The sequence below is a fragment of the Kyrpidia spormannii genome, assembly GCF_002804065.1.
In the GTDB taxonomy this organism is placed as follows: domain Bacteria; phylum Bacillota; class Bacilli; order Kyrpidiales; family Kyrpidiaceae; genus Kyrpidia; species Kyrpidia spormannii.
Genome location: NZ_CP024955.1, coordinates 3,229,513 through 3,255,014, shown reverse-complemented (window position 1 = coordinate 3,255,014; position 25,502 = coordinate 3,229,513). Strand labels below are relative to the sequence as shown.

Annotated in this window: 28 protein-coding genes; 22 read left to right on the top strand and 6 right to left on the bottom strand. The window is 61.5% G+C overall.

All coding sequences use genetic code 11. The features are described from left to right. The first annotated feature begins 97 nt into the window (after positions 1-97). Genes CVV65_RS15960 through CVV65_RS15905 form a run of 12 tightly spaced genes read left to right on the top strand, consistent with a single transcriptional unit; the run spans position 98 to position 11,436 of the window. The gene (locus CVV65_RS15960; RefSeq protein ID WP_100668983.1) at positions 98-463 is read left to right on the top strand and encodes an NADH-quinone oxidoreductase subunit A; all 366 of its coding nucleotides are present in this window, start codon (positions 98-100) and stop codon (positions 461-463) included. Beyond that, positions 460-1,005, top strand: a complete 546-nt coding sequence (locus tag CVV65_RS15955) for a NuoB/complex I 20 kDa subunit family protein (protein WP_407928409.1) — start codon at positions 460-462, stop codon at positions 1,003-1,005. Before CVV65_RS15960 ends, CVV65_RS15955 begins: the two co-directional genes overlap by 4 nt. Beyond that, positions 1,002-1,814, top strand: a complete 813-nt coding sequence (locus CVV65_RS15950) for an NADH-quinone oxidoreductase subunit C (protein ID WP_100668982.1) — start codon at positions 1,002-1,004, stop codon at positions 1,812-1,814. The genes CVV65_RS15955 and CVV65_RS15950 overlap by 4 nt, the downstream gene beginning before the upstream one ends. Positions 1,815-1,827: 13 nt before the next feature. Further along, positions 1,828-2,931: an NADH-quinone oxidoreductase subunit D gene (locus CVV65_RS15945; RefSeq protein ID WP_100668981.1), complete on the top strand. Its 1,104-nt coding sequence runs from the start codon at positions 1,828-1,830 to the stop codon at positions 2,929-2,931. A 1-nt stretch (position 2,932) separates the two neighbouring features. Then, on the top strand, positions 2,933-3,937 hold the full coding sequence (gene nuoH, locus CVV65_RS15940; RefSeq protein ID WP_100668980.1) for an NADH-quinone oxidoreductase subunit NuoH: 1,005 nt from the start codon (positions 2,933-2,935) through the stop codon (positions 3,935-3,937). A 4-nt stretch (positions 3,938-3,941) separates the two neighbouring features. Further along, positions 3,942-4,406 (top strand): NuoI/complex I 23 kDa subunit family protein, encoded by a 465-nt coding sequence (locus tag CVV65_RS15935; protein WP_100668979.1) that lies wholly within the window; start codon positions 3,942-3,944, stop codon positions 4,404-4,406. Further along, positions 4,399-4,929, top strand: coding sequence for an NADH-quinone oxidoreductase subunit J (locus CVV65_RS15930; protein ID WP_232796659.1), 531 nt, complete (start codon positions 4,399-4,401; stop codon positions 4,927-4,929). Before CVV65_RS15935 ends, CVV65_RS15930 begins: the two co-directional genes overlap by 8 nt. 3 nt (positions 4,930-4,932) lie before the next feature. Then, complete coding sequence (nuoK, locus tag CVV65_RS15925; RefSeq protein WP_013077111.1) at positions 4,933-5,241, top strand: NADH-quinone oxidoreductase subunit NuoK; 309 nt, start codon at positions 4,933-4,935, stop codon at positions 5,239-5,241. Between the two features lie 54 nt (positions 5,242-5,295). Continuing rightward, complete coding sequence (nuoL, locus tag CVV65_RS15920) at positions 5,296-7,188, top strand: NADH-quinone oxidoreductase subunit L (RefSeq protein ID WP_100668977.1); 1,893 nt, start codon at positions 5,296-5,298, stop codon at positions 7,186-7,188. Further along, entirely contained in the window at positions 7,188-8,705 is a 1,518-nt protein-coding gene (locus CVV65_RS15915) for a complex I subunit 4 family protein (RefSeq protein WP_100668976.1), read from the top strand. The genes nuoL and CVV65_RS15915 overlap by 1 nt, the downstream gene beginning before the upstream one ends. A gap of 6 nt (positions 8,706-8,711) precedes the next feature. Then, positions 8,712-10,202 (top strand): NADH-quinone oxidoreductase subunit N, encoded by a 1,491-nt coding sequence (locus CVV65_RS15910; RefSeq protein ID WP_100668975.1) that lies wholly within the window; start codon positions 8,712-8,714, stop codon positions 10,200-10,202. Between the two features lie 13 nt (positions 10,203-10,215). Then, positions 10,216-11,436 (top strand): MFS transporter, encoded by a 1,221-nt coding sequence (locus tag CVV65_RS15905; RefSeq protein ID WP_100668974.1) that lies wholly within the window; start codon positions 10,216-10,218, stop codon positions 11,434-11,436. Positions 11,437-11,498: 62 nt separating this feature from the next. On the opposite strand, the gene CVV65_RS17335 is transcribed toward CVV65_RS15905, so the two are convergent. Continuing rightward, positions 11,499-11,633: a hypothetical protein gene (locus CVV65_RS17335; protein ID WP_013077106.1), complete on the bottom strand. Its 135-nt coding sequence runs from the start codon at positions 11,631-11,633 to the stop codon at positions 11,499-11,501. A 140-nt stretch (positions 11,634-11,773) separates the two neighbouring features. Here CVV65_RS17335 and CVV65_RS16855 point away from each other — a divergent pair, with 140 nt between their 5' ends. From CVV65_RS16855 to murA, 3 genes are all read left to right on the top strand, one after another. Continuing rightward, positions 11,774-12,025: a DUF1146 family protein gene (locus tag CVV65_RS16855; protein ID WP_157935571.1), complete on the top strand. Its 252-nt coding sequence runs from the start codon at positions 11,774-11,776 to the stop codon at positions 12,023-12,025. 83 nt (positions 12,026-12,108) lie between these two features. Then, positions 12,109-12,864: a YwmB family TATA-box binding protein gene (locus tag CVV65_RS15895; protein WP_157935570.1), complete on the top strand. Its 756-nt coding sequence runs from the start codon at positions 12,109-12,111 to the stop codon at positions 12,862-12,864. Between the two features lie 17 nt (positions 12,865-12,881). Beyond that, the gene (murA, locus tag CVV65_RS15890) at positions 12,882-14,144 is read left to right on the top strand and encodes a UDP-N-acetylglucosamine 1-carboxyvinyltransferase (protein ID WP_100668971.1); all 1,263 of its coding nucleotides are present in this window, start codon (positions 12,882-12,884) and stop codon (positions 14,142-14,144) included. 41 nt (positions 14,145-14,185) lie between these two features. On the opposite strand, the gene CVV65_RS15885 is transcribed toward murA, so the two are convergent. The 5 genes from CVV65_RS15885 to CVV65_RS15865 form a co-directional block, all read right to left on the bottom strand. After that, entirely contained in the window at positions 14,186-15,877 is a 1,692-nt protein-coding gene (locus tag CVV65_RS15885) for a hypothetical protein (RefSeq protein WP_133121340.1), read from the bottom strand. 152 nt (positions 15,878-16,029) lie between these two features. Then, positions 16,030-16,791, bottom strand: coding sequence for a methyl-accepting chemotaxis protein (locus CVV65_RS17330; RefSeq protein WP_100668969.1), 762 nt, complete (start codon positions 16,789-16,791; stop codon positions 16,030-16,032). A gap of 260 nt (positions 16,792-17,051) precedes the next feature. Then, the gene (istB, locus tag CVV65_RS15875) at positions 17,052-17,810 is read right to left on the bottom strand and encodes an IS21-like element helper ATPase IstB (RefSeq protein ID WP_100666831.1); all 759 of its coding nucleotides are present in this window, start codon (positions 17,808-17,810) and stop codon (positions 17,052-17,054) included. Positions 17,811-17,825: 15 nt separating this feature from the next. After that, the gene (gene istA, locus CVV65_RS15870) at positions 17,826-19,280 is read right to left on the bottom strand and encodes an IS21 family transposase (RefSeq protein WP_157935348.1); all 1,455 of its coding nucleotides are present in this window, start codon (positions 19,278-19,280) and stop codon (positions 17,826-17,828) included. A 100-nt stretch (positions 19,281-19,380) separates the two neighbouring features. After that, positions 19,381-19,572 carry a hypothetical protein gene (locus CVV65_RS15865; RefSeq protein ID WP_133121339.1) on the bottom strand — a complete coding sequence of 64 codons (192 nt, stop codon included), beginning with the start codon at positions 19,570-19,572 and terminating at the stop codon, positions 19,381-19,383. A gap of 214 nt (positions 19,573-19,786) precedes the next feature. Between CVV65_RS15865 and spoIID the strand changes: the two genes are divergently transcribed. The 7 genes from spoIID (at position 19,787) to fabZ (ending at position 25,447) form a co-directional block, all read left to right on the top strand. Continuing rightward, a complete protein-coding gene (gene spoIID / locus CVV65_RS15860) occupies positions 19,787-20,776 on the top strand; it encodes a stage II sporulation protein D (protein ID WP_157935569.1) in 990 nt (329 codons plus the stop codon). Positions 20,777-20,853: 77 nt separating this feature from the next. After that, a complete protein-coding gene (locus CVV65_RS15855) occupies positions 20,854-21,651 on the top strand; it encodes a M23 family metallopeptidase (RefSeq protein WP_157935568.1) in 798 nt (265 codons plus the stop codon). A gap of 225 nt (positions 21,652-21,876) precedes the next feature. After that, complete coding sequence (gene spoIIID / locus CVV65_RS15850) at positions 21,877-22,164, top strand: sporulation transcriptional regulator SpoIIID (RefSeq protein WP_100668965.1); 288 nt, start codon at positions 21,877-21,879, stop codon at positions 22,162-22,164. A gap of 342 nt (positions 22,165-22,506) precedes the next feature. After that, the gene (locus tag CVV65_RS15845; RefSeq protein WP_100668964.1) at positions 22,507-23,328 is read left to right on the top strand and encodes a flagellar hook-basal body protein; all 822 of its coding nucleotides are present in this window, start codon (positions 22,507-22,509) and stop codon (positions 23,326-23,328) included. A gap of 72 nt (positions 23,329-23,400) precedes the next feature. Beyond that, positions 23,401-24,198 carry a flagellar hook-basal body protein gene (locus CVV65_RS15840; RefSeq protein WP_100668963.1) on the top strand — a complete coding sequence of 266 codons (798 nt, stop codon included), beginning with the start codon at positions 23,401-23,403 and terminating at the stop codon, positions 24,196-24,198. A 94-nt stretch (positions 24,199-24,292) separates the two neighbouring features. After that, a complete protein-coding gene (gene pgsA, locus CVV65_RS15835) occupies positions 24,293-24,814 on the top strand; it encodes a CDP-diacylglycerol--glycerol-3-phosphate 3-phosphatidyltransferase (RefSeq protein ID WP_100668962.1) in 522 nt (173 codons plus the stop codon). Between the two features lie 195 nt (positions 24,815-25,009). Next, entirely contained in the window at positions 25,010-25,447 is a 438-nt protein-coding gene (fabZ, locus tag CVV65_RS15830; protein WP_100668961.1) for a 3-hydroxyacyl-ACP dehydratase FabZ, read from the top strand. Positions 25,448-25,502 lie beyond the last annotated feature (55 nt).

The following is a 25,502-nucleotide window of genomic DNA, read 5'->3' as shown; positions in this document are numbered from 1 at the left end:
GTCTGCTATAATGAATGACGGACGGCGGCGGCCCGTCGACCGGAGGTGAGGCCGGGGCCCGAAGGCAGCCGCCGAGCCGAAGGCGGGAGGGTTGCCCGTGACGGCGTACTGGAATTCGTATCTTTTTGTCGTGATTTTCATCGTTCTCGCCATCGCCCTTCCGGTGGGGGCCTTGACGCTGGGCAAGTGGCTTCGGCCCACTCATCCGTTCCGGGAGAAGCTGGAGCCCTATGAGAGCGGCGTGGAGCCGGTGGGGGACGCGCGGGTCCAATATCACGCGCGTTATTACCTCTTTGCCCTTCTATTTGTGGTATTCGATGTCGAAATCCTTTTCTTGTACCCTTGGGCGGTGGCGTTTCACGAACTCGGTTTATTCGGGTTGGTGGAGGCGCTGATTTTTATGGCCATGTTGGTCATCGGCCTGGTGTACGCCTGGCGAAAGAAGGTGCTGGAATGGAAATGAATCCGGTACCGGGCTCGCGGCCGGCGGGCCGGGTGGAATTCGAAGGTTTCAGTGACGAGGAATCCGCCGAACTCACCCGTGCGGGGGTGTTGGTCAGCACCATCGAACAGTTGAAAGCCTGGGCCCGGGCGAACTCCCTGTGGCCCCTTACCTTTGGGTTGGCCTGCTGCGCCATCGAGATGATGGGAACCGGGGCGTCCCATTATGATCTTGACCGATTCGGCATTATCTTTCGCGCCTCGCCTCGGCAGTCCGACGTCATGATCGTCGCCGGAACGGTGACCAAGAAGATGGGACCGCTTCTCCGCCGGCTCTACGACCAAATGCCGGATCCAAAATGGGTCGTGGCCATGGGCAGCTGCGCCACGGCGGGCGGGCCCTACGTACGTTCCTACGCCGTGATGAAGGGCGTCGACCAAGTGGTTCCCGTGGATGTGTACATCCCGGGTTGCCCCCCCTCGCCGCCTGCTCTGATCTACGGGTTGAATAAACTGCAGGAGAAGATTCGCATGGAGGCGAGGAGAAAGGTGGGGCGGGCATGACCGAGGACAGACGGGAGGAGCAGGATTCGGGTAGGAAAGAATCGCAGGCGAAGGATGCGAGCCCCGGGGAGCGGGGGCAGGCTGAAGGGACAGAGGCCGGGCCTCCGGATATCCAAGGGGAGGACCGAGTACCTCCAAGCCGCGGGGGCGAGAAGAACGCCGCCTCCAGCGAGGCGGTGGCGGAGAACGTCGATGCTCCCCGGACGGTGCCGCCGACGGGGGGACACCCCGGGGCGAAACACGCGGGTGCAGACGGTGGCGCGGCCAAGCCGGAGGGGGCGAAACCCGCAGCAAAGGCGGCCGGGAAAAAACCGGCGGCTCCAAAGCCTCCGGACCCCCGCGAAGCTCCGGCGAAAGCCCTGTTGGAGGACGTGCTCGGGCGGATTCAGGAACGCTATCCCGATGCGGTTGAGGCAGGGGAAGTGAAAAAATTCACTCCTATGCTCCTCATCAAAAGGGAATCCTGGCGAGAGGTGGCGGCTTATCTCAAGGAGGGGGACGGGCTTGGCTTTCGTTATTTGGAGGCCATCGCCGGCACGGATTACCCAAAGGAAGGCTACATAGAGGTGACAGCCTTTCTGACTCGGATTCCCGAAGCCACCATGGTGGGGATCAAAGTCCGTGCGCCCCGGGAAGCGCCGGTGGTTCCCTCTTTGGTCCCGGTATTCCCGGGAGCGAATTGGGATGAGCGGGAAATCTATGACCTGCTCGGCGTGACCTTTGCCGACCATCCAGATTTGCGGCGGATCATGATGCCCGACGATTGGCACGGTCATCCGCTGCGCAAGGACTATTCCCCGTTTGATTGAGGTGGGGTGAACAATGGCGGATACGCGAACGGAAGAAATGCTGATGAATGTCGGCCCCCAGCACCCATCCACCCACGGGGTGCTTCGGGTGGTCGTAAAACTGGACGGGGAAACGATCGTCGATGCGGCTCCGGTAATCGGCTACCTGCACCGGGGGACGGAAAAATTGGCGGAGGATCTGCAATACACCCAGATCATTCCCTACACCGACCGCATGGATTATTTGGCGGCGATGCTCAATAATTACGCCCTGGTCCACGCCGTCGAGGAGGCCATGGACCTGGAGATTCCCGAACGGGCGGAGTACCTCCGGGTCATCGTCATGGAGCTCAACCGCATCGCCTCGCACTTGCTCTTTATCGGCACGTATCTGCTCGACCTCGGGGCCATGAGTCCCTTTTTGTATGCATTTCAAGACCGGGAGCGGATCGTGCAGCTGTTCAACGAGATCAGCGGGGCGAGGTTAACTTACAATTATATGAGGATCGGCGGTGTGAAATGGGATGCGCCCCCGGGCTGGATCGACAAGGTTCGGGAGTTTGTGCCCCACATGCGGGAGAGCTTGAAGATGCTCGACGACCTGATCACCGGCAACGAGATCTTTCTCAACCGCGTCCGGGGCATCGGCGCCTATGATGCGGACACGGCCATCGCCTACTCGTTGTCCGGAGTGAATTTGCGTTGTACCGGACTGAAATGGGATCTTCGAAAAAATCGGCCCTATTCTGTCTACGACCGTTTTGAGTTCGAGATTCCCGTGGGCGAGAACGGCGACTGTTATGACCGGTACATCTTGCATCTGCGGGAGATGGAGCAATCCCTTCGCATTGTGGAGCAAGCCTGCGAGCAGATTCCCGACGGTCCGGTGATGGGCAAAGCGCCGAAATTCGTTCGGCCTCCCGCCGGTGAGTACTACAGCGGCATCGAAGGGGCCCGGGGCGAGCTCGGGGTGTATTTTGTCAGCGATGGAAAGGATAAGCCTTACCGGCTGAAATTCCGCCGGCCCTCCTTTGTGAATCTGCAGTTGCTGCCTTCCTTGCTCAAAGGGCAGAACATGGCCAATCTGATCGCGATACTGGGCGCGGTGGATATCGTCCTCGGGGAGGTGGATTGTTGATATGATCGCCTTCTTCGATTGGGTCAACCAAGCCCTAAGCGCCGGAACGGTGCTCAAAATGATCGTCGGCGGCGTGATCGTCCTGCTGTTTTGTCTGCTGGTGGTGGCCTACATGATCTATTTCGAACGGAAGGTCATCGGGTGGATGCAGCTGCGGATCGGGCCGAACCGGGTGGGGCCCCTGGGGCTCTTTCAGTCCTTTGCCGACATCCTGAAGCTTTTGATCAAAGAGGACATCGTGCCGAGAGAGGCGGACAAACCGCTTTTTCTCATCGCGCCGATCATCGCCTTTATCCCGAGCTTTGTGGTCGTGGCCGCCATTCCCTGGTCGGCGAGCCATGTGTTTACCGCGGATCTCGCCGTGGCGCTGCTCTATTATCTCGCCCTGTCGTCCATCACCATCGTCGGCATTATGCTGGGCGGTTGGGCGTCCAACAACAAATACTCTCTTCTCGGCGGAATGCGCTCTGCCGCCCAGATGATCAGCTATGAGATCCCCCTGGGGATGTCTCTGCTCGGGGTCATCCTTTTGGCCGGATCTCTCAACATCGCCGATATCGTTACAGCCCAGCAGCGGTTCATGTGGTACATCGTGCCGCAGTTCCTGGGCTTCTGCGTGTTTATCGTCGCGGCCACGGCGGAGCTCAACCGAACGCCCTTCGATCTGCCGGAGGCCGAATCCGAACTTGTGGCGGGGTATCATACCGAATACTCCGGGTTTCGGTTCGCCTTTTACATGCTCGCGGAGTATATGTATGTGTTCGCCATCTCCACCCTTGGGGCCACTTTGTTCCTCGGCGGCTGGTCGGGTCCAATTCTCCCCGGGTGGCTGTGGTTCGCCATCAAAGTGATGGCTTTCGTCTTTTTCTTCTTCTGGCTTCGGGCGACCATGCCCCGGATCCGGGTCGACCAGTTGATGAGCTTCAGTTGGAAGTTTCTCTTGCCCCTGGCGCTCGTCAACATCGTTTTGACCAGCGTCATTAAATATTGGGTGAACGCGGGGTGAGATCATGTTCGGCTTTCTCAAGGGCTTGGCGGTTACCATCAGCCAACTGCCAAAAAAGAAGGTGACCCTGCAGTATCCCGACGTCCGGCCCCAGTGGCCCGAACGCTTCCGGGGGATTCACCAGCTCAGCGTCGAGCGGTGTATCGTCTGTGGGCAGTGCGCCCGCATCTGCCCGACGAGCTGCATCTCGTTGTCCGGGACCCGGGGCGAAGATCGGAAACTGCACCTGGACACTTTCGATATCAGCTTCGAAATCTGTATTCTCTGCGACCTGTGTACCGAGGTGTGTCCCACCGAGGCGATCAAGATGACCGACGAGTTCGAGCTGGCCGCCTACAGCCGGGATCAGCTGTACAAGAATATGGAATGGCTGCATGAGAACTATCTCCGCCACGACGGGGCGAAAGAGCTTCAGGAAGCCGAGCGCCCTGCCGCCCTGGTCGGGAAAGCGGGTGAGGGCCGTGACTAACTGGTTTGGCGGGCTCGCCTGGACCGGGCAGACGGTGGCCTTTTTCGTGCTTGCTGTCGTCGTCGTGTTGGCGGCGGTGATGCTGTTGCAATTCCGCAAGGTCATGTACATGGCCTTGTCCATTGGCCTCGTTTTCCTGGGCATGGCGGGCATGTACGTCCTGCTCGGGGCGGATTTTCTCGCTTTTGCCCAAATCCTGATTTACGCCGGGGCCATCACGATCCTGATGCTCTTTGCCATCATGTTGACCCGGCACGATGAAGTGGAGGAAGAGGAACGGGCTGGCCTGCGGCAATGGTTGGCGGGTTTGGGGGCGGTGGCCTTGGGGGCCGCGATGCTTTGGGCGATCCGCACCACGACCTGGCCGGCAGCCCCGGCCCAGCCCCCGTGGCCGGCCCGAAACAGCGTCACCGCTTTGGCGGAGACGCTTTTCACCAGCTACGTGGTGCCTTTTGAACTGGTGTCGGTACTGCTCACCGTGGCCCTTGTGGGCGCGGTGATCCTGGCGAGAAAGGGGGACTAGCGGATGGCGCCGATCGGATCCTTTCTGGCTTTGGCGGCGATTCTGTTTTGTATCGGGCTGTACGGGGCGCTGACCAAGCGCAACATCATCATCGTCCTGTTGTCCATCGAGCTGATGCTCAACGCCGCCAACCTGAACCTGATCGCCTTTTCCCGCCTCGGGGCCAGTGCCAATGTGGCCGGGCAGGTGTTCGGTCTGTTCAGCATGACCGTAGCAGCGGCGGAAGTGGCCGTGGGCTTGGCCATCTTGATCGCCCTGTACCGCAACCGCAACAGCAGCGACGTGCGGGACATGAACCTGATGAAATGGTGACTCCATCCATTAATAGGGAGCTGCCGATAACACCGATGGGAAAAGGGTGATGGTATGATCGCGCATGCCTGGCTCGTGCCCGCTGTCCCCTTGATCGGGTACCTTCTGCTTCTCGCCATGGGGCGCCGGGTGCACGAGGGGGTCGCTGCGAGTATCGGCGTGGTGGCCACCCTGATCTCCCTGGTCCTTTCGCTGATGATTTTTGGCGATGTGGCCCGGGGAGGTGGACAACCGCCGTACCTCTGGAACTGGCTGACCTTCGGACCGGGTCCGGCCCATACCTGGCACGTGGGGTTCGAAGTCAACCCGCTGAACGCTTTGATGCTCGTGGTCGTCAGCTTTGTCAGCACCCTGGTCCTGCTGTTCTCCAGGGGATATATGCACGGCGATCCCCGGTTCGGGGTGTTTTATCAGTACCTGTTGCTCTTTGTCTTCTCGATGCTCGGCCTGGTGATCTCACCGAATTTCCTTCAGTTGTACGTGTTTTGGGAGCTGGTCGGGCTGTGCTCGTATCTGCTGGTGGGCTTCTGGTATTACAAGCCGGAGGCCGCGGCGGCGGCGAAAAAATCTTTTGTCGTCACCCGTCTCGGCGATGTCGGGCTCTTGGCGGGGATCATCCTGCTCTATCTGGCGACGGGATCCTTTGATTACGAAGACATTGCCCGAGCCGTCCAGTCCGGGAATCTCCAGGTCGGCTGGATCAGCGCCCAGGGCATGGCGACCTTGGGAGCCTTATTGATTTTCTTCGGAGCCGTGGGAAAATCCGCCCAGTTCCCCCTCCACGTCTGGCTGCCGGACGCCATGGAAGGCCCCACCCCGGTGTCGGCCCTCATTCACGCGGCGACCATGGTGGCGGCCGGGGTGTACTTGGTGGCCCGGGCGTTTCCCTTGTTCGCCTTTTCACCGGCGGCCTTGCACGTGGTGGCGTATATCGGGGGGATCACCGCAATTCTCGGGGCGGCCATCGGCCTGACCCAGCGGGACATCAAGCGGGTCATCGCTTATTCCACCATCAGCCAGCTGGGGTACATGATGATGGGGCTGGGGGTGGCGGCCTATACCGCCGGCGTTTTCCACCTTTTCACTCACGCCTTTTTCAAGGCGCTCTTGTTCCTGGCGGCGGGAAGTGTCATCCATGCCGTGGACACCCAAGATCTCGACAAGATGGGCGGGCTCTGGCGGCGGATGCCGATGACGGCCTGGACCTTCCTGTTCGGTGCCCTGGCTTTGTCCGGCATACCTCCCTTCGCGGGGTTCTGGTCCAAGGATGACATCCTGGCCGCGACCCTGGCGGCGGGACAGCCGGTGCTCTACGTCCTTGGCACCGTGGCGGCGTTTTTTACTGCCTTCTACATCTTCCGGGTGTTCTTCCTGACCTTCACCGGCCGCTACCGGGGTGAGCGGATTCCCCGGGAGAGCGGGTGGGTTATGACGCTGCCCTTGATGATTCTCGCCCTGATGGCCCTGGGGGCCGGGGTGGCTGGCGCGCCTTTTGCGGGTCTTCCTTTGGAGCGATTCCTCGGGGAACCGACCGGGGCCATGGCGGTGTCGGCGGGTCCGGGGGTTATGGCTTTATCCACGGTGGTGGGCCTGCTGGGAATCGGTTTGGCCTGGCTGATGTACGGAAAAAAGTCGGTTTCCGCCAAAGCCTGGAGCCGGGCGTTGTCCCCCCTTTACAACCTGTCTTTTCACAAATTCTATTTTGACGAGTTGTATCAGGCGGTGATTGTCCGCCCGGCCTTTGGCCTTGGCCGGGTGTTCGACTGGGTGGACCGGTGGATCATCGACGGGATCGTCACCGTGATCGGGGGCGGCACTAAGGCGGCCTCATCAGGCCTGCGTCGAATCCAGACCGGTCAAGTTCAGACCTATGGGCTGATTACCCTGCTCGGGATCGTCGCTCTCATCGCCGTGTCCTGGTCGTTGTTGTGGGGGGTGCATTCCTGATGCATGCGGCCGTGTTGTGGATCGTTCTCATCCCGCTGGCAGCCGGTCTCACCAGTTGGCTCGCTCCGAAAAACAATTCGTCCATACCCCGGGCTGCGGCGCTCCTGGGAAGTCTCATCTCAGCCGCGCTGGTTGGGGTGGTCTATCTGGGGTATGATCCGGCGGCGGGAGGCGTGCAGTTTGCCTTCACTAAAACCTGGTTCACCATCGGCGATGCCCTGGCGGACATTCCGGTGCAGGTGACTTTGGGCTTTGGAGCGGACGGGCTCTCCCTGCCCCTTCTCGCCCTCACCGGGGTGGTCGGATTTGCTGCGGCGTGGGCCTCCAAAGGTGTCCGCACCCGGGCCAACGAGTATTACGGTTGGCTCATGATCCTCCTGGCCGCCTTGTACGGGGTGTTCGCCGCCACGGATCTGTTCCTGCTCTTTTTCTTCCTGGAACTCACCCTGGTGCCGATGTACTTTTTGATCGGGATCTGGGGTGGGGAGGAGCGGAAAAAGGCGGCGACGAAATTTCTGATATACCGGGGGATGTCCAGTATCGGCCTGGTGGTGGCGTTCTTTGGGATTGCCTACCTGTCCGGGAAAGTTGGCGGAGGCATGACCTTTGACATCACCTCCCTCACCCAGCAGCTTCACAGCGGCGGAGCGGCGGCCGGGCTGGCGCCGGTGGCCGGAGCGTTGTTCTTGTTGCTGTTTGCCGCTATCCTGGTGGAAGAGGCGTTGGTGCCTTTTCACACGTGGCTTCCTTTTGTACACAGTCAAGCTCCGGCGGCGGTCAATATGCTGCTCGGCGGCGTGGTGGTGAAGACCGGCGCGTACTTATTTCTCCGGGTGGCCGGGGGGATGATGCCCGCCATGGTGGCCCGGTACGCCCTGCTGGTGGCGGTGGTCGGCGTCATCAACATTCTGTGGGCCGGACTCATCGCCTTTGTCCAAGGGGACTGGCGGCGGCTCCTGGCTTATACGACCATCAGCCACATGGGCGTCTTTCTTTTGGCCGCAGCTTCCATGACGCCAGCGGGCCTCCAGGGGGCTTTGTTTGTGGCGGTCTCCTCCGGGTTGCTCACGGCACTGCTTTTCGCCGGGGTCGGCATTATCGGAGAGCGGGCGGGCACCGTGGAGATGGCGGCCCTGGGCGGGCTGTCCAAGCCCATGCCTTACGTCTCCGGGCTGTTGTTGACGGGGGCGCTCGGCTCCCTGGGGTTGCCGGGAATGGGCCAGTTCGTGGGAGAGATTCTCTCTTTTAGCGGATCCTTTTCGGTGTTCCCGCGACTTTCCGCTTTCGGCATCATCGGGATCCTCCTGGCGGCGGTGTACCTGTTGTGGGCCATTCAGCGCACCACCTTTGGTCCGACCCCCGCGACCAAGGAAGGCCTTCGGGACGGGACGCCGGGTGAAGTGCTCCCAATGGTTCTGCTGCTGATCGCCGTTATCGGCGTCGGCGTATTCCCCGCGGTGATCGGCCAGACCGCAGGTGGCACTTTGGCTGCCCTGGCTGCGGGAATCGGGGGGTGATGGGGGATGTCGACGATACTGCAAGGGTTAACTTGGAGTCAAGTCTGGTGGGTCATGGGGCCGGAGATCGTGCTGATCGCCGGAGGGTTTGTTCTCATGCTCCTCGATGCGATTTTGCCGCCCGGTGTGAAGAGGGCGACAGTTGCCAACGGTCTCGGGGTCGTCGCTCTGGCCTGGGCGGGTGTGCTCGTCCTTCGCCGCTTTGGCCAAACGGCGTCCTTGGGGCCCGGGAGCTATGTGCTCGACGATTACGCCCTCGTCTTCAAGCTGTTGTTTATCGGCATCACGTTTTTGATCCTGCTCCTGTCCGTGGATGAGCACGGCCAGATTGACGTGGCCCGGGGAGAATATACGTACCTGTTGCTTTTCGCGACGGTGGGAGCCATGGTCATGGCTTCGTCGGTGGATTTGGTCACCCTCTTCGTGGGGTTAGAGATTCTTTCGGTTTCTTCCTATATATTGGTGGGCGTCCGAAAGACCTCGAAATCGGCCGAAGGAGCGATGAAATACCTGGTCCTCGGGGCTATTGCCACTGCCTGTGTGCTCTTCGGTATGTCTTACATCTACGGCGTCACCGGCACCACGAACCTCGCCGAAGCGGGGTACGCCCTGTACCTGGCCTGGGACAGCTACCGGGCCATTGTGGTGATCGGGATGCTTTTGATGCTGGTGGGATTCTCGGTCAAAATCTCAGTGGTGCCTTTTCACATGTGGGCGCCGGATGTATACGAAGGGGCCCCGACGCCGATCACCGCCTTCCTGGCCGCAGCGTCGAAGGCGGCGGGCTTTGCCATGCTGATCCGGGTGTTTCTGTACGGGTTTGCCAGCCATTTTCCAGAATGGGGCGGGCTGTGGATCGGCATCGCGGCGGTTACCATGGTGGTGGGGAATCTTCTCGCCATCGTCCAGCGCAACGTCAAGCGGATGCTCGCCTATTCAAGCATTGGGCAAGCCGGGTACCTGCTGGTTCCCTTCGCCGCTTTGACGGGGGCCTATCACGGCGGCAATTTGCTCCAGGGCGTATCGGCGCTCTACTTTTATCTCGCCGCCTACGCCCTGATGACGGCGGGCGCCTTTGCGGTCCTCACCGTCGTGGCGCACCACGCCCGGTCCGAGGATGTGGACGCCTTTACCGGGCTCTTTCGCCGGTCCCCGCTTTTGGCCGGGGCGATGACCGTTTTTCTCACGGCCATGGCGGGGATGCCCTTGACGTCGGGATTCACGGGCAAATTTTTCATCGCCCTCGGGGCGATCAACACCGGGTACTACTGGCTGGCGGGGCTGATGTTTCTCACCAGCGTGATGGCTTTCGCGTACTATTTTGGCTTAATCAGGCGCATGTATCTTCAAGAACCCTACGGGCCGCCCGAGCTGTGGGGGACGCCGGCCACCGTCGCCCTGGTGGTGGCCATCGCCTTGGTCGGGACCATCGGTCTTGGGGTGGCACCGGGGGTGATGATGCACAGCCTGCCGAGTTTGAATTGGTTTGGGCAATAGGGGGGGATGGAGGGTGGAACCGAGCACCGCAGAACAGTCGTTGGCCAGGCAGCCGGTGTGGAAGGCCTTGTGGATCGTATCCCTGGGTCACTTCCTGAACGACACCATGACCACCCTGGTCCCTTCATTGCTGCCGTTATTTCAAAGCCACCTCGGACTGAGTTATATCGAGCTGGGCGTGCTCGTCCTTGTCGCCAACGTGACGTCCTCAATGGTGCAACCGATCATTGGCGCCTGGACGGATCGGCACCCCAAGGCATGGCTGCTCCCCGCCGGGGAGTTCGTCGTGGGTGCCGGTGCGGCGGCCATGGGGTTCGCGCCGAGTTACGGATGGTTGTTGGTTCTGGTGGCGCTGCTCGGCGCGGGCTCGGCCGCGTTTCACCCCGAGGCCAGCCGGGCGGCCCACCTGGCGGCCGGGGTTCAGAAGGGCACCGCCCAATCAATTTTCCAGGTGGGGGGCAATGCCGGGCAGGCCATCGCCCCTCTGGTCGTGAGTCTCTTGTTTGTCCACACCGGCCTTCATGGCAGCATTTGGCTGCTGGTACCGGCGATGCTCGCCGCCGGGGCGCTGGCGACCATCGTGCCTTGGTACGGGGCCAAGGCCAAGGTCAAAGCCCCCCGGGTGGTGCGCACCGCGGGCGGGACGGGTGCGGCCTGGGCGGTCGTTCTTCTGCTCGTGGTCGTGACCTTTCGATCGTGGATGCAGGCCGGGCTGTCCGGTTTTCTGCCCTTGTACTACGTAAACGTCCGGGGTCTGTCCACCTCCGTGGCGGAGGTCTACACCGCCCTGTTCCTTCTGGCCGGGGCGTTGGGGACTTTTATCGGCGGCCCCCTGTCGGACCGCATCGGGAAGCGCCGGTTGATCCTCATCTCCATGGCCGGGGCCATTCCCTTTTCCCTGGTTCTGCCCTATGCCCACGGCATATGGGCGGCGGTGGACGTGGTGCTCCTGGGCTTTATCGTCCTGTCCACCTTCGCGGTCACCGTCGTCTTTGGCCAGGAGCTGATGCCTGGGCGCATCGGCCTCGTGTCCGGGCTGATGATCGGTTTGGCGGTGGGCATGGGGGGCGTCGGCGCCTCCTTGGCGGGGTATGTGGCCGACCGGTTTGGCATCACCACGGCCATCGAGATCCTCGCGGTTCTGCCCCTGCTGGCCGCAGTGCTCGCCTGGTGGCTACCTGAAGACCGGCCCCTCTCGCCTCGGGGCCGACCGGCGACAAAACCCCACCACTAGAGAAAAATGGCGAGAGCCCCGGACTGAGGTCCGGAGCTCCCGCGTCCCATCGCTGCCACTTTTCAGTAGGCGACAGCCTGCGCCGCAGCACCGCCCCCCGCGCCGCCGTAGCCGTGGGGCACAATCAGGAAGAACAGGACAAAGATGATCAGGAACACGACGGCCCAGCGGGTGGCGGGACCAAAGACACCGTACATTGCGCTTCCTCCTCATTCCTTCAGTTTTTGGGGAGTACCCGTATATAATCAATGCTCCTTTGCTGGCTGGCGTAAGGGACACCTGGCCGGAGGACAGAAAATGGGCCGATTCCACCGCCCACGAGAGGGGGAGTGCCGGTATGCCCTTGGATCTTTTGCCTTCGCCCGGAGCCTCGGGCGCCCTGGCCGTATTGCTTCTTCTTTTTGCCCTGGTCATCGCCTGGTATGCTTTAGGCCAGGTGAAATGGGGGATTTTCCTGAAAGACGGCGGCAGTCCCCAGGCAAAGGTGCTGCGGTTGCTTCTCGCCATCGCGCTGGCCTGGACGCTCGTCCAATTCATCAGTGCCTATATGTTCGCCTGGCGTATGCTGAAAAATCTGTTTACCGGTTGACTGGAGCGGCTCTTTCTTCAGGCCGATTGGCTATAAAATCCCCGCCTCCCGTCCACACTGTGGATAAGGGAGGGGAAGCCATTATGCGAAAAATCGGTTTTCTGGGTTTGGCGGTTTGTGCGGTGGTGGCGTGGATTTCCTTGTATACCGGCCAGTTCACCATGGCGCAGTCTGTGGCTCCCACGGCGTTCTTGGAGAAAGCGTTTGCGGCCACCGGCGCCCGGGTGGAAGGATACGGGGTTCATCATTGGTCCATCCTGAATCATGAACTGATGTCCACTGATCAACTGAAACGAATGGCGGCAAAACTCAATGCCACCTTGCAACTCCGCGACACTCGGGAGTGGGTTTACGACCAAGGCGATCAGCGGGTCTTCCAGCTCCAGGGCTGGTGGCCGGGCGGAACCTCGGGCGTGCTGGTCCTCACGTCCCTCAAAACGGATTCCCAGCCGGACACGACCCTGGTGCTCCGGGTTGAGCATACCGGACCGGGCACCGACGGCCTGGCGGCGGCCTACGACCGGGTCAAACAGACGGTTGAATCCGCCGGCCAGACCCCTCGAATTGACTCTTGTCTATACGGAAGCCTCAGTGTTAGAATGAGCGAGACAGAGCGCCAAAACCGGATTGCTCAGGCGTTGGCTTCGGTCCGGGCCAAGGAGGTCGAAGCCCTGCGCTCGCCTCAGGTGACCAGCGTCTCTGCCTATTCCCCCCAAACGAAAGACTACATACTGACGGGCAGCAAAAAGATGAATCTGCAGATCGCTGTACACGATGACGCGTACGAGAACAAGACCCGGGTAGTGGTGGGGACTCCGATCGTCACCGTGGAGTATTAGGACGGAGGTAACAACCATTGGCGACCATTCTCGTGCAAGGCGGTCGACCCCTCAAGGGGACGGTCCGGGTAAGCGGGGCGAAAAACGCCTCCCTTCCCATTCTGGCGGCGTCGCTGTTGGCCGTGGAGGGCCGGTGCGTGGTTGAAGATGTACCGTTCCTCCGGGACGTCGATTGCATGTGTGACATGATCCAGGCGCTTGGGGTCGATGTCCAGCGCGAGCCTGGAGGCGTGGTCCGGCTCAATGCCGAGGAGGTTTCCCACACGGAAGCTCCTTACGAGTTGGTTCGCCGGATGCGCGCCTCCTTTGTTGTGATGGGTCCGCTCCTCGCCCGATTTGGACATGCCCGGGTGGCCCTGCCCGGCGGGTGCGCCATCGGGGCCAGGCCGGTGGATCAGCATATCAAAGGATTCGAAGCCCTGGGCGCCGAAGTCACCGTGGAGCACGGCTATGTCGAGGCCCGGGCTCCCCGGGGTCGCCTGCGGGGCAATCGGGTGTACCTCGACATCCCAAGTGTTGGAGCGACCCAAAACATCATGATGGCGGCCGCCCTGGCAGACGGGCTGACGATCATCGAGAATGCGGCCAAAGAACCGGAGATTGTTGATCTGGCCAATTTTATCAACAAAATGGGCGGCCGGGTCCGGGGGGCCGGCACGGACGTCATCCGGGTGGAGGGCGTGGATCGGTTGCGGGGGGTGGAGCACACGGTCATCCCCGATCGAATCGAAGCCGGCACCTTTTTGTTGGCCGGTGCGATTACCGGCGGAGAGATCTATGTCGAGGGTGCCATCAGCACGCACTTGAAGCCCTTGCTGGCGAAGCTCAAAGAAACTGGGGTTCACGTCGAGGACGATGTGAACGGGATTTTTGTGGCGGGGGGCCCCGGACAGCGTGCCCTGGACATCAAGACGCACTATTATCCCGGTTTCCCGACAGACATGCAGGCGCAGATCATGGCGCTGCTCACGATCATTCCCGGGACCAGCATGGTCACGGAAACGGTGTTTGAGAACCGCTTCATGCACGTGGCCGAACTCCAGCGCATGGGGGCGGACATCCGGGTGGAAGGGCGGACTGCGGTGATCGAAGGGGTGCCAAAACTCACCGGCGCCCGGGTGAATTCGACAGACCTGCGGGCGGGTGCCGCCCTGCTGTTAGCAGGCCTGGCTGCTGAAGGGGAAACAGAAGTGCACGGCGTCCACCACATCGACCGAGGATACGTAGATATCGTCGGGAAACTCCACGCCCTCGGGGCGGCGATCAAGCGGGTGGAGTGACGGCGCTGGAAGAGCCGGGGGCACCGGCATCATCACCGGTATCACCCGGGGCCCAGAGCTCCTTTCTCCGCGCCCGTCCGGCCGGTGGGGCGTGGACGCCCTGCGCCCGCGGTCACCCAGGTGCCTGTATCCGGCCCGGGATGGACAAAGCCGATATCAACGACCCCAGGGGCAACGTCCCGGCCCAGGCCGTCCACCAGCACCTCGGTGCGGCCAAGGGGCCGGGAAGACCACCAGAGCCTGGCGTGGTCCCACGCCTTTCGCAACCCCACCCACTGTTCACCGGGTCCCCACCACCCGGCCAGATCTTCCGCTCCGAAAAGCGGATGGCTCAGTTGAATGGCCCGGCCGTCCGGGCGAACGGCCCACAAAGAGGCCGGCCTCCATCGCTCCTGGATCCACGGATGGGCAAAAGCGCGAACCACCAACCACCCCTGAGCCTGGGGATCCGACGACGCCCGGCGGTCCGTTGCCGTTTCCGGCGTCAGGATGACGGGTCGGTCCACCGACGAAACCGCTCCTTCAGGCAGCTTCCAAGCCAGGAATTCCCCCTCAAAGGCTTCAGAACGGCCCTCTGTTCGATGCCCGGATTCTCGACGACGATCCGTCAAAAAACCGATCCACAGGCGTCGATCCTGTATGGTCCAACCCGCGAATTCGAGGGGGGAGCCCAGTCGCGCCTGCCAGACCACAAGGGGAATCGCGGATCGGTCGGTAAAGCTGATGAGGCCCCGGTGGAGAGCCCGGCGGGAATCCGGGGCATCCCGCACCACCAAAGCCACCGCTTCACCACCCGGGGACGGATAGATCCCCTCCACCCCCCAGACCGGCCACCCGGACCGGCCGGGTGCCTGGGATCCTTGAGCCGCAGAAGGCGTTTGATCGTCGTATACGCGAATCCCTTCCGCCCTCTTCGGCTCATGCAGTTTATGCCGCACAGCCGTGGATTCCTGCTGATCCTCGACCATGCGCAATGGAAGTTCTCCCCATACCTTGGGCGTTCCTCCCCGCCACTTCACTTCCAGGATGCGAACCGCCTGTCGCCTGACCGGCGTTCCTGCGGCTCCCGCGGCTTTGCCGAGGGCCGGAGAGGGAAAGATGCCATTCGTTGTTGCTGCCGACGCCTCATGCCCGCCTTTTCCCGGGGAGTCCCCCGGTTTTTGCTCGGTGTCCCGGGTGCCCGCATCGGGGCCCGGCCGCCCGGGTGGGCTTTCAGGCTTCCGGGGAGCGATGGGGGTTGTGGGCTTCGGCGGGGCCGGGACGGACCAAGCCGGGGTGGCCACGTAGAGCCGGTTGCCATCGGAGCTCCAAGCAAACCGTTCCGCTTCCGGGGCGGCCAGGCTCCAATCGCTGGGGCCTTCCGGACCGCAGGGGATCACCCACAAAGCCCCGGAACGAATGTAGCCAAGCCGTCCGCCCGTAGGCGACCAGGCCATATCGGGACTCACTCGATCCTTGGCCAGGAGCCATCCTTTCCTGCCGTCCGGGGTGGTCAGCCACAGAGAGCCCTCGGATCTGTGAACGGCGAGAAACCGGCCGTCGGGTGAAAAAATCGCCCGGTCTGCCCCTTCAGTTTTGGGAACTGGCGCGAACCGACCTTCCGCCTGCAGCACCCAGACGGCCCCTTCCCGGATGACCGACACCAACGGCCTCTGGGGCTTTTGTGCCTCGACAGGTCCCACCGCTTCGGCATCTGGGGACAAAGCCGGGAACACCCCTCCGACGAGGCACAAGAAAAGCACCCATCCCGCCCAGTGGCCCCTTGACCGACGCGGGGAGGGGGCGGGAGAGAACGGGTGCCGACAGACAGCGTTCCACTGGAGCGACATAGGCGAACACTCCCACTGATGACAGTTAGCGCTAGTGTTCACCTGGTCCGGGATTTTTATGAACTCGGTGAGCCGGCCCCCTCCTGGGACGGGGCCGATTCTGCCGCAACGGCCGTCCCCGCGGAAGCGAGACGCGCATCGTTGCCTTCCCCTTGGGAAAGCCTGGCCACGGTCTCCGCCGCCCGGGCGATCTGCCCCAGGGATGCGGCCAGCTCTTCGGCGGCACTGGCTTGGGATTCGGTGTACTGACTGGAGGTCTGAATGTCTGTGACCATGCGCTCCACGGCGGCACGGATCTGGGACAGGCTGTCCTCGATCTCTTTGGAGGCGGACTGACTGCGTTGGGCCAGGCGCCGGATCTCGTCGGCGACCACGGCAAAGCCCCGGCCGGATTCTCCCGCCCGGGCCGCTTCAATGGCGGCGTTGAGCCCCAAGAGGTTCGACTGGGCCGCGACTTCGTGGATAAAGGAGAGCACCCCGGAAGTCAGCTGGATCCGCTCCTGGGCCAAAGCGGCGTGCTGGCTCATGTCGTCATTGGCCGAAGCCACCTCCGCTGCGGAACGGGACAACGATTCCGCATTGGCGGACAATTGTTCGACAAGTGCAGAAAGTTCGTGCGCTTGCGTGCGCAGCTCATCCTCCCGGGTGGTCAACACATTCAACGCCACGGCCCCGACGAACTCCCCGGACTCAAACAGCGGCACGGCCACGGCGTAGTAAGAAAATCCGAACAACTCCTTGTCGATCCGGGCCGCCACCCGCTGCTGGGTCTGCACGGCTCTGTTGATCGTCAAGTAGAATTGACCCCGGTTTGGCACTGAATTTTGACCCCCCTCAGAAAACGGAAGTCATTGCTTGCCATGTCGTGTCGTCACTCAGGGTTCATCGTCGTCGGCCGTTGTCCCAACGGGCCGAGTGTATCGGCCCTGGCCGCTCCGTCAAGGGACGCTTCGCTCGCCCAAGGGCGCCCTTGACCTCGCGGCTGCGGGCCGATGGGGGGCCCTTAGGGGACAACGGCCACGTGTGCGTGTCGCACACGCACGGACAACATGGGGTACCAAGTCCGCCGGGCTGGTGATTAGGCGGAGGCATCGGCCTTGAGCTTGTCCTTCATCCGGTAACTGTGACCCTGAATGTGAAAAATGTGACTGTGATGCACCAGACGATCAATGATGGCGGCAGAAGCAATTGTATCGCCAAACACCTTGTCCCACTCGTCAAAAGGCATGTTGGTCGTCAGGATGATTGATCCCGTCTCATAGCGCTTGCTGACGAGCTGGAAAAAGAGGTTCGCCCGTTGCTTGTCCATGGGCATGTAGCCCAACTCGTCGATGATCAGCAGGTGGTAGCGGCTCAGCGACGCCAGCTTTTGGGGCGTGGAACGATCCGCTAAACTGGCATACAAGAGATCCGCCAGTTCAGAGGCGGTGAAAAACGCGACCCGGAGTCTGGCCGTGCACGCTTTGACCCCAAGGGCAATCGCTAAGTGCGTTTTTCCAACCCCTGGAGGACCTAGGAAAATAACGTTTTCTTTTCGGTGGATAAAGCCGAGTTCTCCCAATTCCCGAATCTCCGCGGCATGGAGCGAAGGTTGAAACGAGAAATCGAACTCCTCCAATGTACAGATCCGCGGGAATCGCGCCAGATGAATCTTCGTGGCAATGGACCGGTTGGTCTTCTGCAACACTTCCGCTTCCACGAGCCGCGTGAGAAAAGCTTGGTAAGTCAGCTTCATTTTCACCGCGTTCTCAATTTCCCGTTCCACCACCTCCCGCATATACGGCAGTTGGAGCGTTTTGAGATGTTGTTTCAGGGTCTCCATCGCATCTTCGGTCACGGGAACTCCCCCTTGTTAATGCAACAGTTGACTGTAGTAGGACAACGGGCGAATGGTGTCGGCGCGCCGAGATAACGCCTGGACCTCGACGTTTCTCGAAGAGGCGGCCGGTTTTGTCGGGTAGTTGGCCAGCAGTTTCAACACGACCTTCTCGTCCGTGGCTCCGTAAGCCAAGGCCTCCTTCAGGGCCATTTCAATAGACTCGTCGCTATAGGTGCTGCGCATGTCCAGGATGCGGGCGGCATGGTACCGAGCGTTGTGGGCATACCGACGGGTGAGCCCTTGGTAGAATGCCGCACCGCTGGGAAACACCTCGCAGAATCGCTGACGAACCGAGACACGCTCCCGGTGAGGCGCCTGGTGTTCGGGCAGCGTGTGGATCGAGCCGGTGTCTCTCGATTTGACGTGCCGACACAAGAAGGTGCCGTCTGGGCCGTACATCTCGACATATGCCCCCCTGGGTTGCGTCACCCACACCTCCCGGCCGAGGTAGGAGGGCGGGACCGAGTATTCCACGTGATCGACGGAGATGTATCCGTCTCTGCTGACGCGGCGCAAGACGCGCACACTGTCGACATACCTGCGCTCGGGGAGGGGCCGTAAAGCCGCCCGGTCCGCCTCAAACCGCTCCAACGGGGTTTGTCCCAACCGGCGGTGCACCCGCTGATTCTCCGATTCGTCAAAGGACTTCCCTTGGGTAATGAGGTCCTCAAAGTCTTTGAACTCCGTCCCTTTGAGGAAATGCTGTTCCAGCATATAGAAGGCCCGTTCCACTTTCCCCTTCGTTTGGGCGCGGTACGGGGCGCATGCATACGGGTCCATCCGGTACAGTCCCATGACCTTGAGAAATTCCGGGTGGTACCGTACAGCTCCATCCGGCCGATGATCCACGACCATTTGACCGGCATTGTCGATCAGCACCCTCTCAGGCACACCGCCAAAGTGGCGAATCCCGCACTCCAGAGCTTCCAGGACCGTCTCCAGCGTTTGATTCAGCGCAAAGTGCGTGTATCGCATTCGACTATAACTGAGAATGTAACGGTACGCGTATACCTTGACCTCCTTGCCTCCTATCTTTACTGAGTACTCCGACCAGTCGAACTGGGCTTGTTCACCTGGAGCCGTCTCCATCCGCTGAACCCGCACTTCGGTGTGCGGCTGTTCTTTCTTCAGCCGCTGCAGACACCGGTGAACCGCAGAAAGTGAACCTTGGTACCCCATCTTCTGCAACTCCGCATAGATTCGTGTTCCGATCAATTGTTTTTCCACGTACATCTGTCGAATGTGCTCCAGGAATGGGTCTGTTGCCCGAGCCGACGGCTTCTTTCGCACATACTTGGGTGGATCGTCTCCCCGCAAGGCACGACGCACAGTGTTGCGCGAAATTCCCAGTTGCCGCGCAATCGCCTTAATACTGACACCGCGGGCATGGAGTGCTCGAATCGCAGTCCAATCCTCGATAGAGATCAACCCTTTCTCCCCCGCTCCCACTCAGATTAGTAGGAGCGTACCAGTCTATCTGGTGGGGGTCAATTTTCACTGACGATCTGGGGTCCATTTTCAGTGTATATCAACAGGCTCGGTAGATCGCCGTCCCCGGATACCGTTCCAGGGGATCTCCGACCTGGATCGGAATCGGCAGATCCGGATGTGGACAAATCGCGATGAATTTTTCCCTGTCGGTCATGGTCAACATGGACGCCTGGCGTTGCAACTGTTGAATCACGGGCGCTGCCGCCATGACAGATTCCAAAATCCCCACTTCTTTCACCTCCTCCCATAACCTTCATCAGCTGAGAAGCAGAATCCTCTTCATGTGCCTGGGCGCAACCCTCAGGGCCCCACGCTCGCGGTGGTATAGTCCCGGTGCCGAATGCATAAAAACCAACATGAACCGCCCGGTGCGAATTGCCCTCTTCACCCACGGCCAACCGAGTTGCCCCGCCTGCGCCTGAACTGCAAGGGAGTGAATGTTATTGAAGCGCTTTTCTTGGACAGCCCTGCTGCCTGTGATCCTCGCCTTTCTCGTCCCGACGGCCGCCGTGATCGCCCTCCGCCCGGGGCCGGCCGCCCTCCCCGCGGCTGATCCCGGGCCGGTGATCCGCGTGTACCGGGCCGCGACCCATTCGGTGACTCCCATGCCCCTGGAAGACTATGTCGCCGGGGTCGTCGCGGCAGAAATGCCGGCGAATTTTCACATGGAGGCGCTCAAAGCCCAGGCCGTGGCCGCCCGCACAAACGCCGTCCGGACCCTGGCCCATCCCGGCCGGGCCACCGGAGGGGCGGATATCACCGACGACCATACCCGGGATCAAGCGTTTCTTTCTCCCGACGATCTTCGCCGCCGGTGGGGATCGCAGTTTACGGCCAAATTCAACCGCATCCAGCAGGCGGTGAAGGAAACGGCGGGCCAAATCCTCGTCTACGGGGGCCAGCCCATTGACGCGACCTTTTTCTCCACGAGCAACGGCTATACGGCCAGCGCCCAGGAGGTGTGGGGAAAAAACCTCCCCTATCTTCAGTCAGTCCCATCTCCCTGGGACGCCTCGGTGGCCCCGCGATTTCAGGACACGAAAACGGTGTCCATTAAAGACTTGGCGGCGGCTTTACACCTGACAGCCGTGCCCGCCACCCCGGGAGGCTCCTTTATTCAAGTCCTCGGGGAGAGCCCGACCCATCGCATCACCCAGCTTCGCGTCGGGGACCGGGTGGTGAGCGGCAACGATTTTCGCACAGCTGTGGGGCTCAATTCCACATCCTTCACCTGGACGGTCTCCGGCGGCGAGGTGACCTTTCGAACGACGGGCTACGGCCACGGAGTCGGCATGAGCCAGTACGGCGCCGAAGCCCTGGCACGGCAGGGGAAAACGGCGGAGGAAATTTTACAGTACTACTATCGAGGGATCCAAGTGGTGCCTTGGTCCAAAACCTTGGTTCTGGCGGCGGCCAAAAGGCCGAACCCTTAAAAATCTCATAAATTCCTGGGCTCGCTTGGTATATTTCACCTCATCCCCGGCGAGAATGGCCTACTGAGGTGATGAAGGTGAAACAAGAAGACCCGCATTTTGAGCATTCCCGGGATACGGAACCGGGCGAGCCCGACAAGGGTCAGGAATCGGACGCACCGGTGGGTGGGCAGGCGGAACCCGGGGAGAGGATGGCCGCCGAGGGGACGCCGGTCGGCCCTGGGGAACGTACGTGGCGAAATATTCTGCGGACACGGTGGTTCTACCCAGCCATTTATTTGACGGCCGCCGTCCTAATCATCGCCCTCATGTACGCCAAAACTGCCCAGGTCTGGCCTTTTGCCCATGAGACGCCGGCGCCGGCGCCGAACTCCACCGCCCTTGACAACAACAATCCTCCGGCAGTTCCCGTGGGAGCGCAGCCGGGGTTCATCTGGCCGGCAGATCCTTCCGCCCAGGTCAGCGTTTCGATGAAGAATTTTGACGACACCCTCAGCAAAGACGCCCAGGCGGCGGCACTGGTGAAATTCGACAACAGCTACTATCCGCATCACGGTATTGACCTTTCGGCCCAGAACGGAAAGCCGTTCCAAGTTCTGGCCGCTGCGGCGGGGAAGGTCAGCAAGGTGGAAGATGACCCGCTGATGGGTAAAGTGGTGGAGATAGCGGCAGATAACGGGTATACGCTGTACTACGCATCCCTTGCGGATGTGTCCGTCAAACCCGGCGAATCGGTGACCCAGGGGCAACCCATCGGCACCTCGGGTCTCAACAAGTTCGAAGCGGCGGACAAGAACCACGTGCATTTGGAGATCAAGAAAGATGGTCAAGATGTGAATCCGGAAACCTTGCTTCCCAAACCCGGAACTCCGTAACCTGGAGCCGGGGAATTGCGGGGGCGGCCGCCGAGGTCGCTTCCCTTTTTTTGTGTGCGGACTTCGTCCCGGGCGAGAACCTCCCCCGGGGGGTTTGTCAACCTCCGGGAGTGGGCGTGAGCCCGTCTTCCCCCCACGCGCTTCAGATGTCGACAGCTTAGGCATAGCAACCCCCTCCCCGCATAGAATGTAACAGACATTTTGAGATGTGGGGAGGCGAAGGGCGTGCACGATTACATCCGCGAGCGCACGATCAAAATCGGCGAGTATATCGTCGAGACACGCAACACCGTGCGCACGATCGCCCGAGAATTCGGCGTATCCAAGAGTACCGTGCACAAAGATCTGACCGAGCGCCTGCCGGAGATCAACCCGGAGTTGGCCAGCCGAGTCAAAGAGATCCTGGAATATCACAAGTCGATTCGGCACCTGCGGGGCGGGGAGGCCACGAAGAATAAATACCGCAACGGCCAGAGTTCATCCCCCCAGACGATGGTGAACACGCTGTTATGACACCGCCGGCCATGCCGGCGAAAACGGGAGTGGCAGGACGACTTGCCTTGCATCCGTCCGCCGTCGTCGCCACTTCTGTTCGCAGGTCCCGGGACAAGGCTGACGAGGCTGACAAAGGTTTCCGGCGACTCGGGATGACGATGCCCCCCACATCCTGGTCACTGAGTCGCACCGGGTTTGCAGAGCGGACTCCGGTCCGGAGTGCAGGCCCGGGATCTGCCGCCAGCAACCGCGGGAAAGTTTGCGACGACAGGCAGGAATCGCACCGGCGCCGGACGCATCTTAAGGAAGCAAGGTGTTCGCAGCGAGGCGATACATACGGGGCGAAAGGGGAATCGGCGGATGATTCGTGGCCTCTATATTGCGGCGTCTGGGATGATCGCCCAGCAGCGCCGGGAGGAGATCGTGGCGAATAACCTCGTCAACGCCTCCACGCCGGGGTACAAGCAGGACGAGCCCTCCCTGCGAACCTTTGGCGATTTGTTTCTGCGCCGGCTGGGAAGCCCGGCCTCCGACATCTCCCTCCCCCTCGCTCCCGGGGTCGGGCCACTCAACCTGGGGGCGACGATGGAGGACGCGCCGCCCCGGTTTACGCCGGGCCCCTTGGTGGAGACGAAGCGCAACCAGGATTTTGCCTTGATCGATCCGCCGGGGAGGCAAAGCCGGCCCGGCGGGGTGGAGGCTTTTTTTGCGGTGGAGGGCCCGAACGGGCAGGTTCTGCTCACCCGGGACGGGCAGTTTATCGAAGGGCCGAACGGGCAGTTGTATACCGGGGATGGATATCGGGTGCTGGCGGCGGGGCCGAACGGTCAAGTGATCCCGGGCTCTTCGGTGGCGTTGGACGCTTCGGGGGCGGTGCACACCTACGATGGGACCGGGGCGGAAGTGTTCGGAGGCTTGGCGGTGGTGGACGCGCCGGTGGCCGCGCTCCAGAAACAAGGCACGGGCGTCTATGTGCTCACACCGGGCGCGGCGGGCGGGTTGGTTCCCTCGTTCGCCCAGGTGCGCCAAGGGTTCTTGGAGCAGTCGAACGTGGACCCCGGTCAGACGATGGTCCAGATGATCGACGTTGTCCGAGCCTATGAGGCGAACCAAAAGGTCATTCACACCGTGGACCAGAGCATGGACAAGCTGGTCAACCAGGTCGGGCGGGTAAACGCGTAATTTTCGCGGGACGGGTAATGGCCCCGTGCCAAAAACTGTTGAACCGGGAGAACGTAGAAGGGGGTTCGGAGGATGAGGGTGCTGTGGACCGGCGCATCGGGGATGAGCGCCGCGAGCCATTGGGTGAACGCCATGGCGAACGATGCGGCAAACATAAACACCACGGGGTACAAAAGCGAGGATCTCGCTTTCTCAGATTTATTGGCCGTTCATTACGCTCCGGGGGTTCGGATCCCCGCCCCGGACACGCCGCCGGGGCTGCCGGTGGGAAGCGGGGTTCGGGCGGCGGCCCGGGTATCCGACTGGAGCCAGGGGCCGCTGCAAGAGACGGGGCGAAAGTTGGACGTCGCCTGGGAAGGGGAAGGATTTTTCGTCGTATCTGGGCCCGAGGGCATCCGCTACACCCGGGATGGGTCTTTTCAAGTGTCGGTGGATCCCGCAGGTCAAGCCACTCTCGTGACGGCGGACGGCCACGTCGTACTGGATGAATACGGAGCGCCCATCGATTTGACCGGGGTGGATCTCTCGACCCTCGCCATTGGGCCGGACGGGCGAATCACAGGGTCTGTGGCAGGGACGCCAACAGATATTGCCGTGCTCGGTCGGGTGGTGTTCGATCACCCCCAGCGGTTGATCAAGGCTGGGAACAATCTTTACGACGCCGGCACCGAGGTCCCCCTCACCCCGGCGGACGTCCCGGATCCTTTGCGCTTTGGACGGTTGCGGCAAGGGTATCTGGAGGCCTCGAATGTGGATCTCACCGATGTGATGACCAAACTCATGGAGGCGGAGCGCTTGTACGCCCTCAGTGCCCGGGCGGTGCTCACCGCGGATCAGATGATGAGCATGGCGAACAATCTGCGGGGCTAACCGGGATACTTGGGATTTTGGGGATGCAATTTCATTGCCGGGCCTGTCACGGGGCAGTATAATGATGTTTGGATTGTTTCGAGGAGGTCACCCCGTGAACATACCCAACGCCCTCACCATCGTCCGGTTTATGCTCATCCCGGTGTATGTAATCGTGTTTTTTTCGCCTCGGCCCTGGAATATGGAAGGCGCCTTAGTAGTGCTCATGATGGCCGGGCTGACGGATGTACTCGACGGGTATTGGGCGAGGCGGCATCGCCAGGTGACGGAGCTGGGGATCATGCTGGACCCCTTGGCGGACAAGCTGATGATGGTGGCGGTTCTCGTTTCCTTCGTGGTCGACGGCCGGGTGCAGTGGTGGATGGCCGGGCTTTTGGCCTTGCGGGAGGTTGCGATGATCGTCAGCGCCGGGGTGCTCCACCGCCGGGGCAAGAAGATCATTCCCGCGATGATTTGGGGAAAGGCGACCACTGTTTTGTACTACATCACCGTGGTGGCTGTTCTGTTCGAGTGGCCGGTGATGACGGAGCTGTTGTGGTTGACGGTGGGGTTCTCGTTTTTGACGAGCTTTATTTATTTGTCGAAGATTCGCGAAGTGAACCAATCCTCCGCATGATCCGCCGCCGGGCCGGATTATGTACCGGAGCACCGTCCCCGGAAAGGGAAGGTGCTTTTTATGTCAACGCCCGGTTCCGCGGAAGTGAGGGCGGTACGACTAGTGTGGGCCGCTGGCCCCCCCTCATGCGCTGCCGAGGCCCCCGGATGTTCGGGAATGGGTGGTTCTCCGTCTAGCCCCTGGAGGTGACACACATTGCTTCATACTGAGCAGATTCAACAAATCCTGCCGCACCGGCCGCCGTTTTTGCTGGTGGATTGCATTCTGGAGGTGGAACCCGGCGTCCGGGCGGTGGGGATCAAGAACGTCACCGTCAACGAACCGTTTTTTGTCGGGCATTTTCCCCAATACGCTGTGATGCCCGGCGTGTTGATCGTGGAAGCCCTGGCCCAAACCGGTGCTGTAGCGATCCTTTCCGCCGATGCTTATCGGGGGAAGATCGGCTTTTTTGCCGGGATCGACCGCTTCCGGTTCCGGCAGCAGGTCCGGCCCGGGGATCAGCTGCGCCTGGAGGTCCAGATGACCCGCTTGAAAGGGTCGGTGGGCAAGGGCGAAGGCCGGGCCCTGGTAGGAGACCGGGTTGTGGCCGAGGGTGAGTTGATGTTTGCGGTGGGAGATCCCCCCGCGGAATGAGCGAGGGCCGGAGGGCCGCCCAGGTGGCCGCCCGGCCCGCTGCGTGTTCAGGCCC

Bases quoted from the DNA above. Each gene is read 5' to 3' on its own strand.
- CVV65_RS15955 (WP_407928409.1), top strand. From the start codon at position 460: ATGAATCCGGTACCGGGCTCGCGGCCGGCGGGCCGGGTGGAATTCGAA.
- CVV65_RS15950 (WP_100668982.1), top strand. From the start codon at position 1,002: ATGACCGAGGACAGACGGGAGGAGCAGGATTCGGGTAGGAAAGAATCG.
- CVV65_RS15945 (WP_100668981.1), top strand. From the start codon at position 1,828: ATGGCGGATACGCGAACGGAAGAAATGCTGATGAATGTCGGCCCCCAG.
- nuoH (WP_100668980.1), top strand. From the start codon at position 2,933: ATGATCGCCTTCTTCGATTGGGTCAACCAAGCCCTAAGCGCCGGAACG.
- CVV65_RS15935 (WP_100668979.1), top strand. From the start codon at position 3,942: ATGTTCGGCTTTCTCAAGGGCTTGGCGGTTACCATCAGCCAACTGCCA.
- nuoK (WP_013077111.1), top strand. From the start codon at position 4,933: ATGGCGCCGATCGGATCCTTTCTGGCTTTGGCGGCGATTCTGTTTTGT.
- nuoL (WP_100668977.1), top strand. From the start codon at position 5,296: ATGATCGCGCATGCCTGGCTCGTGCCCGCTGTCCCCTTGATCGGGTAC.
- CVV65_RS15915 (WP_100668976.1), top strand. From the start codon at position 7,188: ATGCATGCGGCCGTGTTGTGGATCGTTCTCATCCCGCTGGCAGCCGGT.
- CVV65_RS15910 (WP_100668975.1), top strand. From the start codon at position 8,712: ATGTCGACGATACTGCAAGGGTTAACTTGGAGTCAAGTCTGGTGGGTC.
- CVV65_RS17335 (WP_013077106.1), bottom strand. From the start codon at position 11,633: ATGTACGGTGTCTTTGGTCCCGCCACCCGCTGGGCCGTCGTGTTCCTG.
- CVV65_RS16855 (WP_157935571.1), top strand. From the start codon at position 11,774: ATGCCCTTGGATCTTTTGCCTTCGCCCGGAGCCTCGGGCGCCCTGGCC.
- CVV65_RS15895 (WP_157935570.1), top strand. From the start codon at position 12,109: ATGCGAAAAATCGGTTTTCTGGGTTTGGCGGTTTGTGCGGTGGTGGCG.
- CVV65_RS15845 (WP_100668964.1), top strand. From the start codon at position 22,507: ATGATTCGTGGCCTCTATATTGCGGCGTCTGGGATGATCGCCCAGCAG.
- CVV65_RS15840 (WP_100668963.1), top strand. From the start codon at position 23,401: ATGAGGGTGCTGTGGACCGGCGCATCGGGGATGAGCGCCGCGAGCCAT.